Source organism: Eubacterium sp. LMAG:50 (assembly GCF_008680265.1).
GTDB classification, from domain to species: domain Bacteria; phylum Bacillota; class Clostridia; order Lachnospirales; family Lachnospiraceae; genus Eubacterium_U; species Eubacterium_U album.
In genome coordinates, this window is sequence record NZ_NALP01000006.1 from 123,930 (window position 1) to 137,185 (window position 13,256).

The following is a 13,256-nucleotide window of genomic DNA, read 5'->3' on the forward strand; positions in this document are numbered from 1 at the left end:
TTTATTTATCCAAATTTCCTTCCAATAAATCTACTGAAACTAAGGCTGATACACCTTTTTCCTGCATTGTAATACCATATAATCTATCAGCACATCCCATTGTTCCTCGTCTGTGTGTAACAACAATAAACTGTGTATTTTCTGTAAGTTTATGCAAATATTCCGCAAATCTGATTACATTTGAGCCATCTAATGCAGCTTCAATTTCGTCAAGAAGACAGAATGGAGATGGCTTTAAATTCTGAATTGCAAACAAAAGACAAATTGCCGTAAGTGCTTTTTCTCCACCTGAAAGCTGCATCATATTTTGAAGTTTCTTTCCAGGCGGCTGTGAAATAATATTAATTCCTGCATCAAGAATATCATCTGCTTCAGTAAGTTCAATAACTCCTGCGCCACCGCCAAATAATTCCTTAAATACCTTATCAAATTCAACCTGAATTTCAGCAAATTTTTCTTTAAACTGTTTTCGCATACCAACTTCTAATTCGTCAATAATTTTCAAAAGATTATCTTTTGCACGCATTAAGTCTTCATGCTGTTCTTTCATAAACTGATATCTTTCGTTTATTTCCTTAAACTCTTCAATAGCATTTACATTTACGTCTCCTAACTCTTTAATCTGACGTTTTAAATTGGCAATGCTATTTCTAAGTTCTGCTTTATCATTTAGACTTTCATCTCTAAGTTCAACAGCATTTCTATATGTGATTTCATACTCGTTCCACATATAATTAATTTTTGTCTCATTCTTTTCCTGTAAATTTTCTTTTTGGCTGTTAAGTCTGTAAATTTCTTTATCTAATTGTGTTATTCTTGAAGAAAGTTCTTCTCTCTTATCGAAAAATTCTTTATGATCTTTATTCTGCTTTTCCTTAGCATTTTTAAGGTCTTCAATTTCTAAATTAAGCTTTTCAATAAGTTTACGTCCTTCTTCGATTTCCTTTGTTATGCCATCAATAGTTTCAATTCTAGCTGAAATCTCATTGTTGTTTTCACTTGAATTGTTTTTAATCTGTTCCAATTCATTCTTTAAATCTGAAATCTGATTATTGCTATTTTGAATCTTTTCGCATAAAAATTCATGCTTTTGCTTTAAACTTGAAATTTCAATATTAATCTCTTCTAACAACGACGTTTTTTCAACAAGCTTTGCATTTATAGAATCCATATTATTACTTTTTTGTTTAATAAGTTCTTCTAATTCGGAATTTCTATCTTCAACATTAGTAAGTTCTTTGTTAAGTTCTAAACTATTATTATTGATATTTCCGATTTCAGATGCAATATTTCCACTTTCAGCAGTATATTCCTGATATTCTGTATCAATGTTATTCTTTCTGTCTTTAGCTTGTTTTAAATTCAACTCCAATGTGTTTTTTGCAATGTTCTGTTCCTGAAGTGCCTTATTAATTTTATCAAGTTCATCATTTAAAACACTTGTTTTACTTCTGTTTTCTATTAAATTCTTATCAAGATTTTCTTTTTCATTCTTAAGGTCTTTTAATTTATTCTCAAGTTCTTCTATTTCTCTTCTTCTTCCTAACAGGTTGCTGTTATTTTTGAATGCACCACCCGAAATAGAACCACCAATATTTAAATATTCACCTTCTAAAGTTACAATTCTTAAAGAATATCTATATTTACGTTCTAGTGCAATTGCGTTATCAATCGTGTCTACAACTACGACTTTTCCTAACAAATATTTAGTTACGCCTTCGTATTCTTTTTTTATTTCAACTAAATCACATGCAAGACCTAAAACACCTTTATCAGAAAATACATCTTCATTATTAAAGCCCGTTTTCTTAGTCATACTACTCAAAGGTAAAAATGTAGCTCGACCATATTTGTTTTTCTTTAAATATTCAATTATTTCCTTAGCTGTTGTTTCTGTATCAGTTACTATATTCTGAATATTTCCGCCTAAAGCTGTTTCAATTGCAACTTCATACTTCTTTTCAACTTTAATAATGTCAGCAACAACACCAATAATACCTTTCTTGTTTTCCTTTAATTCCATTACTTTTTTGATACTATTTCCATAACCTTCATATCTTTCAGTAATGTTTTTTAAAGCTTCGAGATTTGATTTTGACTTATGATATCTTTCCCGGTTTTCAGATATTGACTTTGTTATTTTAGAATTTTCTACTCTTAAATCATTTAAGTCATTTCTATATTCTGAAACAGTTTTGTTTAATTCATCGATTGAATAGTTTACTTTATCTAACTCAGCTTTAAGTTCTTCTATTTTACTTTCCTGATTTTCCTTTTCGCTTTGAAATTCTATAAGTTTTTGATTAAGTTGAGATTTTCTTATATTAATCTGTTCAAGCAATGTATCACATCTTTGCAATTTTGATTTAATCATTGACTTTGAATTTAATATTTCGATAATCTCGGCTTTATGCTCTGCAATTTCTTTATCAAAATTCTCAATTTCTTCTTTAATAACAGAAATATCAGTCGTTATTTCTGACTGCGATTTAATAGTTTCCTGAATTACATTTTCATTATCGTCTTTTTCTTTACATAATTCAGTCAAATTCTTTTCCTTCTGGGCTATATCTGAAGAAATAGCATTTACTCTTGTTGCAATAAACTCTTCGTTGTTTTTAGCTGAATTAATCTGTTCTTTAAGAACAAGAATTCTTCCTTCTAATTTTTCAATTTTAAGAACAGTATCTGTTGACATTGTTTTTTTGGCTTCAATTGAATTGTTTATTTCTTCCAAATCTGCTTCTAACTTAGTATACTGCTTCTTTATATTTTCAAATTCTTCATTTGAGGAATTCATATCTGATGTTGCTATTTCAAGTTTTTTGTCTAAATCAGACAATCTGTTTTTAATATCTTCCATTTCGACTAAAAACATATTTACATCATATTTCTTTAAATCATCTTTAAAAAGTAAATATTTTTTAGCCTTTTCACATTGTTTCTCTAATGGGCCAACCTGACGTTCAAGTTCTGCTAATATATCCTGAACTCTGACAAGATTCTGATTCTCATCGTCTAATTTCTTTAAAGCCTGATTCTTTCTTCTTTTAAATTTAACAATACCGGCTGCTTCATCGAATAATTCTCTTCTTTCTTCAGGTTTTCCACTTAAGATCTGATCAATCTGACCCTGCCCAATAATAGAATAACCTTCCTTACCAATACCTGTATCATAAAAAAGTTCATTTACATCTTTAAGTCTAACCTGAGTTCCATTAATCATATATTCACTTTCACCGGATCTGAATAATCTTCTTGAAACAGTTACTTCTTCATAATCAACATCTAATTTATGGTCAGAATTATCCAATGTAATTGCTACATAAGCGAATCCTAACGGTTTTCTGTTTTCAGTTCCGGCAAATATTACATCTTCCATCTTAGATCCACGAAGCTGTTTTACCTTCTGTTCACCAAGAACCCATCTCACAGCATCAGCAACATTACTTTTTCCTGAGCCATTTGGTCCAACAATTCCAGTTATACCATTATGAAATTCAAATTTAATTTTATTTGCAAATGATTTAAAACCATGTATTTCAATACTTTTTAAGTACATATTATTTCCTCTTATCCATAGATTTAAGCGCGACATATGCTGCCTGTTGTTCTGCAGCCTTCTTTGTTCTTCCTATGCCCTCACCTATAACTTGTTCTCCAAGCAATACCTGTGCAGTATAACTCTTATCATGATCAGGGCCTATTTCGTCTGTTATTTTATATGACACTTTGCCAGCCTTAATCATATCTACTCTTTCCTGCAAAATTGTCTTACTATCAAAAAACAATTTTTTATTTTCAATGTCATTTAGCACAAATTTAAGCACAAACTCTTTAGCTTTGTCAAAACCACCATCTAAAAATATAGCTCCTATTAGTGCTTCTAATGCGTCTGATGTTACTGAATCACGATTTCTTCCTCCTGATTCATCTTCACCTTTTCCAAGATATAAAAAATCTCCAAGATTAATTTCTTTAGCATCTCTTGCAAGAGTGCCTTCACACACAAGACTTGCTCTAAGTCGTGTCATTTTTCCTTCCGGCATTTCATAATTCAAAAATAAAAACTCACTAGATACAAGTTCTAAAACAGCATCACCAAGAAACTCAAGTCTTTCATTGTCTTTAACTTTTCTATTTTTATGCTCATTAGCATATGATGTATGAGTTAAAGCATTAACTAATAACTTTTTATTATCAAATTCATATCCGATTACACTTTCTAATTTTTCATAATCTGAATTCATATTAACTCCTTTTTACACACAAAAGAAAAGGGTAATATCATTTTAGAGTGATATTGCACCTTTTCTAATGTACTTAAATAATTTTCATAGTCAAATATTATTTATTCATAACCTTTTTTATTGCTTCAAAAGCATCTCCGACTGTAACAATATTTTCAGCTCCGTTAGTTGGAATCTTAATATTAAATTCATCTTCAATGCTCATAATTATTTCTAAAACATCTAAAGAATCTGCACCTAAATCATCTGCAAATTTTGATTCCGGTGTGATTGTGCTTTCATCAATATCCAATACACTTGCTACTGCTTTATAAAGTCTTTCGATTTCCATTTTTAATTCTCCTTTTTAACTGCTAATTTTTTTGATATTTTATCATTTATATTCATTTCTTTAAAAGAAATGCACTGAATGATAGAGTTTTTCACTTCTATGGCCTTTGAATTTCCATGAGTCTTAACAACTAATCCTTTCAATCCAAGTAAAGGTGCTCCACCATACTGATCCATCTGAAATGTTTTCAAAGTTTCTTTCAATTCTTTTTTTATAAGTAATGCACCGATTTTAGTTTTCAAACTTGTCATTAAAGTTCCTTTAACTTTCTTTAAAAGAACTCCACCAACACCTTCATACATTTTTAAAATAACATTTCCAACAAATGCATCACATACAACTACATCAGCTTTTCCTTCAGGAATTTCTCTTGCTTCAATATTGCCAATAAAATTAATACCTTCAAGATTACTTAACAACTGATACGTTTCTTTAGCAAGATTATTTCCTTTTTCTTCTTCAGCACCAATATTTACTAAACCTACTTTTGGATTTTTAACCTTGCAAATATTTTCCATATATATAGAACCCATCTGTGCAAACTGAACTAGGTTAGAAGGCTTAGCATCAACATTAGCCCCACAGTCAATCAAAAGTGCTCCGCCTTTTTCCGTTGGAATAAGAGGTGCAAGAGGTGGTCTTTCAACTCCCTTAATTCGACCTACAATTACATGTCCTCCAACTAAAGTGGCTCCGGTACTTCCTGCTGATACAAGAGCATCGCATTCCCCATGTTTTACCATATACATACATTTAACAAGAGAGGAATCTTTTTTCGTTCTAATAGCTACTACCGGAGGTTCTCCTGTTTCAATAACTTCTGTAGCATTTACAACTTCAACTCTAGTCTTGTCATAATCATATTTCTCGAGTTCTCTGTTAACATCTTCCTGTCTTCCTACCATTTTAAGAAAAACATCTTTATTTTCTTTTAACGCTTCAATACCGCCTTTTACAATTTCACCAGGTGCGTTATCTCCGCCCATACAATCTAATGCAACTATTGTCTGTGACATAATTATTTCCTCCTTAAGCACATAAAATAACTATACTAAAATTATGTTTTAAAATCAAGCAAACTTGAATAAGACAACATAAAAATAAGGCTTCGCAGATATAAATATCCGCAAAGCCTTATTTTAACGCTTTCTCGTGCATAAACACGGACCATCCTAATTAGTCAACTGAAACGATTTCTTTCTTGTTGTATGATCCACATGCCTTGCAAACTCTGTGAGGCATCATTAAAGCTCCACATTTGCTACACTTTACAAGACCAGGAACTGACATTTTCCAGTTAGCTCTTCTCTTATCTCTTCTTCCTTTAGAAGATTTATTCTTTGGACAGATAGACATGGTTTACACCTCCTTAAACTGATTAAATACATCTAATATTTTCGACATTCTCGGATCTGGTACCGCAGTATCGCAGTCGCAGAATCCTTTATTGAGATTAGCGCCGCATCTATTGCAAATTCCCTTACAATCTTCTTTGCAGAGAACCTTCATCGGTAAGTTAACCAGAATCTCATTGAATACAAAAACCTCAGTATCAAAGACTGTTCCTTCAAGATAATTCTCCTCATCTAAGTCGGCAATCTTCTCTTCTGCTGTTTTATTCATATCCATATCTTTGGTTGAATCAATATTTATTGTAAATGTGACCGGTTCAAGACATCTGAAACAAGGTGCTTCTATAATAACATTCCCAGTGCATTTAACATTGATATGTTTCTTTCCGGCGTTTGAAAATACAAACTTTACATCACTGTCAGTTATCTTATATTCAAACTTAGCAGCTAGGAATTTCTTCCTTTCAACTTTAGTCTGAACTCTTTTAGTTCCTTCTTCTTTCTGTAATATCTCTATCAAATCAATTAACATAACTTGTTTCTCCCTAAAGACACCTTTACAATTATACATATATGGTATATTTTTGTCAAACACTTTTTTTATTTAATTATTTTGTGATTTGTTTACCAAATATGTTTATCATAGTTTCACAAAAATTTTCACTCAAAAACAATCAGCTATTATCTGTCTTATGATAAAAGTTCTAGAGTTTCTCTTGCTATTGCTAATTCTTCATTTGTTGGAATTACAAATACTTTTACTTTTGAATCAGGAGTTGAAATCATAATTTCTTCTCTTCTCTTTTCATTAGCCTTTTCGTCAAGAGACACACCTAAATATCCTAATTGTTCGCAAACCATCTTTCTTACAGCCTGATTATTTTCACCTACGCCTGCCGTAAATGCAATAGCATCAACACCATTCATTTCAGCTACATAAGCGCCAACAAATCTAACTACTGTATTTGCAAATACTTCTAATGCATTCTTTGCTACTTCATTTCCTTCTTCAATAGCCTTTGTTATATCTCTAAAATCACTTGATACTTCTGATAAACCTAAAACACCTGATTTTTTATTTAAAACATTAAGTACTTCTTTAACATTCATGTTTTCTTTTTCTGAAATAACTTCAACGATGCTTGGGTCAATATCTCCTGAACGTGTTCCCATAGCAACTCCTGCTAACGGAGTAAGACCCATACTTGTATCTATAGATTTACCATTTTCAACTGCGCATATACTTGCACCATTTCCTAAATGACAGACAATAGTCTTTAATTTATCATATGGCGTATCCATAATCTGAGCGACTCTCTTTGAAACATAACTATGAGATGTTCCATGGAATCCATATCTTCTTATCTTATATTTTTTATAATATTCATATGGAATAGGATACAAATAAGCTTTAGGAGGCATTGTCTGATGAAATGCTGTATCAAACACGACAACATTAGGTGTATCAGGCATTGCATTAATACAAGCTTTGATTCCTATTATATTAGCCGGGTTATGAAGAGGTGCCAAATCATTACATTCTTCAATCTTCTTAATAACTTCATCCGTGACAATAGTTGATTTTGAAAAATATTCTCCACCATGTACAACTCTATGACCAACTGCTCCAACTTCACTTAAATCTTTAATAACTCCTGTTTCTTTATTAAGTAATGAATCTATAACAATTTTAATAGCTTCATTATGTGTTGGCATTGAAACTTCTTTTTCCTGTTCTTCACCATTGTATGGTTCATATTCAATCTTACTTCCATCAATACCAATTCTTTCACACAATCCTTTTGCTAACACTTTCTCACTTACAGAATCAATTAATTGAAACTTTAATGATGAACTGCCACAATTAATTACTAAAACGTTCATTATTCCTCCTATTCCTGTCCTGCCTGAACCGCCGTGATTGCAACAACACCTACAATATCTTTTGCACTACAGCCTCTTGAAAGGTCATTTATAGGTTTTGCTATACCCTGGCACAATGGTCCATAAGCTTCTGCCTGTCCTAATCTCTGAACTAATTTATATCCAATATTTCCTGCATCTAAATCAGGGAATACTAAAACATTTGCTCTTCCGGCGACTTCACTATCCGGTGCTTTCAACGCTGCTACTTCAGGTACTACAGCTGCATCAGTCTGCAATTCTCCATCTATTAAAAATTGAGGATATTCTTTCTTTGCAATCTTTGTAGCTTCTACAACCTTATCAACATCAGGGTGAGCTGCACTTCCATATGTTGAATGAGAAAGCATTGCAACTCTTGCCTTTTCACCTACTAAATATTCAAATGACTCAGCACTGCTTGCTGCTATATCTGCTAATTCTGCTGATGTTGGATTCTGATTCAAACCACAATCACCCATTACAAATACACCATTTGCTCCTAATTCTTTATTAGGCACGCACATAACAAAGAAAGCTGACACTAATTTTGTGCCAGGTTTACTTTTTATAATCTGTAAAGCAGGTCTTAATGTATTAGCTGAGGAATGGCATGCTCCTGAAACAACGCCATCTCCATCTCCGCATTTTAACATCATACACGCAAAGAACATATAATCAGATGTCAAAATACCCAATGCCTGTTCTCTTGTCATTCCTTTTGCTTTTCTCAACTGAAAAAACCCTTCTACATATTCGGGTGTTTTTTCGCAAGTTCTCGGATTAATAATAGTTGCTTTTGATACGTCAGCACCGTCACTGTTTTCTTCAACTTCTTCCGGTGTTGCTAAAATAATTAAATCTGCAAACCCCTCTTTTAATATCTGCTCTGCAGCCTTATACGTTCTTTTGTCCATACCTTCTGGCAAAATAATTGTCTTTTTATTATTTTTTGCTTTTTCTTTCACTGACTCAATAAAATCCATCTATTTTCTCCTTTTTGTAAACTTCTAACATTATAACGTATATGGCTAATTTTCACAACAGAACATTCAATTTTTAGTATAATTTATTTAACAGTTTACATATTAAATAAAACAGTGATAAAATATTTAATAAATTAAGTTAGAAGGAATAAATTATATGAAAACTATAGGCATAATTGCTGAATTTAATCCATTTCACAATGGGCACGCATATTTAATAAAAAAAGCAAAAGAATTCACCGGAGCTGATCGTGTAATTGTAATAATGAGCGGAAATTTCGTTCAACGTGGCTGTCCTGCAATAATAAACAAATACGACCGCACTTTACATGCATTAGAAAATGGTTGTGACTGTGTTTTTGAATTACCCCCTGTATTTTCTACTGCTAGTGCTGAAACTTTCGCTAAAGCGAGTGTATATTTTCTCCATAATTTAAATTGTATCAATTATTTATGCTTTGGATGTGAAGACAACAATCTTGACTTACTAAAGTCGATTGCATCAATATTACATGATGAACCGGATGAATACAAAGCATCTTTAGCTTTGCATTTAAAAAGTGGAAATAATTACCCTGTTGCAAGACAAAAAGCATTAACTGATTATCTAATGTCAATCGATGTCAATTCGAACATAGCAGACGTTTTATCAAAACCTAACAATATATTAGCAATTGAATATATAAAGGCTTTAATCGAGTTAAATTCTCCAATAGTGCCTGTTGGAATTAACAGAGAAGGCTCAGGTTACAATTCAACATCACTTAACAGCTCATTTGCTTCAGCGAGTGGAATCAGAGAAGCTTTTACAAATGATGTAGCTTTAGACTCTATTGCAAATCACCTTTCAAAGGCTGCATTTTCATCTTTACTAAATGAAAAAGAGCAAAACTCTTTGATTACATTAAATGATTTTTCGAGTATGTTAGGACTTACACTCTTAAATAATGATTCATTTGATAAATTCAACGATATAAATACAGATTTATCAAACAGAATACTAAATGAAAGAGCAAACTTTTACAGTTTTGAATCATTTATAGAAAAATTACAAAGTAAGAACTATACTTACTCAAGAATATCAAGGACATTAATGCATATTATGCTTAATATTCATTCAGAAGATATAGATTTTTATAAAAAAATTGGCTATTTACCGGTTGGTCGATTATTAGGATTTAAGAAATCCTCTTCAGATATACTTAAACATATCAAAGAAAACAGTAATGTCGATATAATTTCAAAATTATCAATCTATTACAAAACATCAACAGGAGATATTAAAAAGCTTTTAGATAATTGGCTTTATTGTGATTCAATTTACAGATTAGTTTATATGAATAAATCCGGAAAATATATGCCAACAGAATTTAATTATAAAATTATAATTATTTAGTTTCTAAAAAACATAGTTCTAGGCTTTAATTAGAGCAAAGTTTAGAACCTTTATATTTTTATGAAACGGTATAAAAAACTTCCCTAAACATCAAACAACGATATTTAGGGAAGTTTTTTTATAATATAATAACGCTAACGCAATATATTAGAATTAATTTAGTTTTTAAAACTATGAATTGGTGCTGGAATTCTTCCTGTTCTGTTTACAAAATCATCACAAGAGAACTGGCTAACCGGCATAATAGGTGCATATCCTAATAATCCACCAAATTCTACCATTTCACCAACACCCTTTCCAATTACAGGAATAACTCTTACAGCTGTCGTTTTCTGGTTAATCATTCCGATTGCTGATTCATCAGCGATAATTCCGGCAATTGTAGTTGATTTTGTATCCCCGGGTATTGCAATCATATCTAAACCAACTGAACATACGCATGTCATAGCCTCTAATTTTTCTATTGAAAGTGCTCCTTCTTTTACTGCGTCAATCATTCCCTGGTCTTCACTTACAGGGATAAACGCACCACTTAAACCACCGACATATGAAGATGCCATAACGCCACCTTTTTTAACCTGATCATTTAATAATGCTAATGCTGCAGTTGTTCCCGGAGCTCCGGCTCTTTGCAATCCAATTTCTTCTAATATATCAGCTACACTATCACCAATCGCAGGTGTAGGGGCTAAAGACAAATCAACAATACCAAATGGTACATTGAGTCTCTTAGAAGCTTCTTCTGCAACTAACTGACCCACTCTTGTTACTTTAAAAGCAGTCTTTTTAATTGTATCGCATAATACTTCAAAGTCTGCTCCACGAACTTTCTTTAATGCATGTCTTACTACACCAGGTCCACTTACACCGACATTAATAATGGCATCAGCTTCTGTAACACCATGAAATGCTCCAGCCATAAATGGATTATCATCCGGTGCATTACAAAATACAACTAATTTTGCACAACCAAGAGAATCCTGTTCTTTTGTATATTCTGCAGTTTCAAGAACAATTTCACCCATAAGTCTGACAGCATCCATATTAATTCCTGTTTTTGTAGAGCCAACATTAACTGAACTGCATACCCTTTCTGTCTCTGCTAGTGCTTTAGGAATTGAACGAATCAAATTTTCTTCTGCCGGTGTCATACCTTTAGATACCAAAGCTGAATATCCACCTAAAAAGTTAACTCCAACTTCCTTTGCTACTTTATCAAGTGTTTTTGCAATTGTAACAAAATCATCAGGAGTTTTACATGCGCTACCACCAATCAATGAAATAGGAGTAACTGAAATTCTTTTATTTACAATAGGAATTCCAAATTCCTTTGCAATGTCATCACCTGTTTTTACTAAATCTGATGTATATTTTTTAATTTTGTTATATATATTATTATTTAATGTCTCTAAATCATCACTAATACAATCTAACAAACTGATTCCCATAGTGATTGTTCTTACATCAAGATTGTAATTTTCAATCATTTTGTTAGTTTCTTTTACTTCAAATAAATTAATCATGATTCCTCCATTAAATTCTATGCATACTATTAAAAATGTCTTCGTGCTGCATCTTTATTGAAACGCCAATATCATCACCTATTTTTTCAAGATCATCTGCAAGTTTATCTGCAGGCTGGCTGGCATTATTACAATCTACAATCATCATCATATTAAAATAATCCTGTACAATTGTCTGTGAAATGTCAAGAATATTTACAGAATTATCTGCTAAATATGTACATACCTTTGCAATAATACCTACTGTATCTTTTCCCACAACAGTAATAATAGTTTTTTTCATTTTATGCCTCCTAAATTAAAATTCAATATGGCAAGAAGGTTCAGTTCTACTTGCCACCTGTATACTGATATCATCAGCACAATAATTACCATCAGCCATATTTATTTCATTTCTGATTGTTTCATATGCCAATTCAGGCAAATTATTTTCTTTACTTAAATGACCAAGAATTACTTTCTTAAGTCTGTCAGATATAATTTCATTTAACAAATTGCCGCATGTCTCATTTGATAAATGACCTTTATTTCCCCATATACGTCTTTTAAGTGCATATGGATAAGGACCTATCTGTAACATATTAATATCATGATTTGATTCAATTAATACTGCATCAAGTCCTTTTAAATTACCAATTATGTAATCATCATACATCCCCATATCTGTCGCCACAGCCATTGATTTCCCATCAGAATCAAATCTGTATGCAACCGGTTGTGCCGCATCATGCGATATCGAAAATGGAGTAACTAATGTACTTCCCATATAAAAATCTTTATTTTCTTCAATTTCATTAAACAAATTCCTATCAATCGTTCCAACCTTACTGTCTTCAAGTATCTTTGATATGGTTCCTTTTGTAGCATATATTGGAATATGATATTTTCTCGATACAACGCCTAATCCGGAAATATGGTCAGAATGTTCATGTGTTATAAGTATACCATTCACTTCTTCTAAACTGCTTCCGTATTCACTCATACCTTCTTCAATTCTTTTTTTACTTATCCCAGCATCTACAAGTAACTTTACATCGTTATTTTCATACAAAAGACAATTTCCCTTGCTGCCACTGGCTATAGAACTAAATTTCATAGCAATCCTCTTCTTTTGAAATCTTCTTTGTACATTCTATTGTATTTTTATATATATTTCAAGTTCTATTTCATTCCATTAAGCTATATAATAAATAAAAAAATGAAAAAAAGCTTTGTAAAATATTTTGAATTAATTTGTTGTCTGCTTTGTATCTTATTTATCATTCTACTTCCAAAAGAAACTATCTTAGGCGTGAAAACAGGCATCAATCTTGTATTATACTCAATGATTCCTTCGTTGCTGCCGTTTATTTTAATCATCAACATTCTTATAAAAAAAAACCTATGTAATATTATTTCCAAATTCTTTTATCCAATATTAAAACACATTTTTAAGGCAAGCCAATTTAGTTCATTTATTATAATATGTGGATTTTTAAGTGGATATCCTTTAGGGTGTAAAACAATATTCGAAGGA

12 protein-coding genes are annotated in these 13,256 nt (G+C 31.6%); 1 reads left to right on the forward strand and 11 read right to left on the reverse strand.

Going from position 1 to position 13,256, the window contains the following annotated elements:
• Position 1 precedes the first annotated feature (1 nt).
• The 8 genes from smc to pta form a co-directional block, all read right to left on the reverse strand.
• Positions 2-3,562 carry a chromosome segregation protein SMC gene (smc, locus tag CCC31_RS03370; protein WP_118565115.1) on the reverse strand — a complete coding sequence of 1,187 codons (3,561 nt, stop codon included), beginning with the start codon at positions 3,560-3,562 and terminating at the stop codon, positions 2-4.
• Between the two features lies 1 nt (position 3,563).
• Positions 3,564-4,250 carry a ribonuclease III gene (gene rnc, locus CCC31_RS03375; RefSeq protein ID WP_290849688.1) on the reverse strand — a complete coding sequence of 229 codons (687 nt, stop codon included), beginning with the start codon at positions 4,248-4,250 and terminating at the stop codon, positions 3,564-3,566.
• A 97-nt stretch (positions 4,251-4,347) separates the two neighbouring features.
• Positions 4,348-4,581, reverse strand: a complete 234-nt coding sequence (acpP, locus tag CCC31_RS03380) for an acyl carrier protein (RefSeq protein ID WP_022088388.1) — start codon at positions 4,579-4,581, stop codon at positions 4,348-4,350.
• A gap of 2 nt (positions 4,582-4,583) precedes the next feature.
• On the reverse strand, positions 4,584-5,597 hold the full coding sequence (gene plsX / locus CCC31_RS03385) for a phosphate acyltransferase PlsX (protein WP_022088387.1): 1,014 nt from the start codon (positions 5,595-5,597) through the stop codon (positions 4,584-4,586).
• 160 nt (positions 5,598-5,757) lie between these two features.
• Positions 5,758-5,937, reverse strand: coding sequence for a 50S ribosomal protein L32 (gene rpmF / locus CCC31_RS03390; RefSeq protein ID WP_022088386.1), 180 nt, complete (start codon positions 5,935-5,937; stop codon positions 5,758-5,760).
• 3 nt (positions 5,938-5,940) lie between these two features.
• Positions 5,941-6,465 carry a DUF177 domain-containing protein gene (locus CCC31_RS03395; RefSeq protein WP_022088385.1) on the reverse strand — a complete coding sequence of 175 codons (525 nt, stop codon included), beginning with the start codon at positions 6,463-6,465 and terminating at the stop codon, positions 5,941-5,943.
• A 158-nt stretch (positions 6,466-6,623) separates the two neighbouring features.
• Positions 6,624-7,817 (reverse strand): acetate kinase, encoded by a 1,194-nt coding sequence (locus tag CCC31_RS03400; protein ID WP_022088384.1) that lies wholly within the window; start codon positions 7,815-7,817, stop codon positions 6,624-6,626.
• Between the two features lie 8 nt (positions 7,818-7,825).
• Positions 7,826-8,821, reverse strand: a complete 996-nt coding sequence (gene pta, locus CCC31_RS03405; protein WP_117909470.1) for a phosphate acetyltransferase — start codon at positions 8,819-8,821, stop codon at positions 7,826-7,828.
• A 157-nt stretch (positions 8,822-8,978) separates the two neighbouring features.
• Between pta and CCC31_RS03410 the strand changes: the two genes are divergently transcribed.
• Positions 8,979-10,217: a nucleotidyltransferase gene (locus CCC31_RS03410; protein ID WP_290849693.1), complete on the forward strand. Its 1,239-nt coding sequence runs from the start codon at positions 8,979-8,981 to the stop codon at positions 10,215-10,217.
• 158 nt (positions 10,218-10,375) lie between these two features.
• Here the strand turns inward: CCC31_RS03410 and CCC31_RS03415 are convergent, their stop codons facing one another.
• From CCC31_RS03415 to CCC31_RS03425, 3 genes are read right to left on the reverse strand one after another with little or no spacing between them, the layout of a single operon-like run.
• Positions 10,376-11,740 carry a PFL family protein gene (locus CCC31_RS03415; protein ID WP_290849695.1) on the reverse strand — a complete coding sequence of 455 codons (1,365 nt, stop codon included), beginning with the start codon at positions 11,738-11,740 and terminating at the stop codon, positions 10,376-10,378.
• A 10-nt stretch (positions 11,741-11,750) separates the two neighbouring features.
• Positions 11,751-12,023, reverse strand: coding sequence for an ACT domain-containing protein (locus tag CCC31_RS03420; protein WP_022088381.1), 273 nt, complete (start codon positions 12,021-12,023; stop codon positions 11,751-11,753).
• Between the two features lie 15 nt (positions 12,024-12,038).
• A complete protein-coding gene (locus CCC31_RS03425; protein WP_118565120.1) occupies positions 12,039-12,836 on the reverse strand; it encodes an MBL fold metallo-hydrolase in 798 nt (265 codons plus the stop codon).
• Positions 12,837-13,256: the final 420 nt, after the last annotated feature.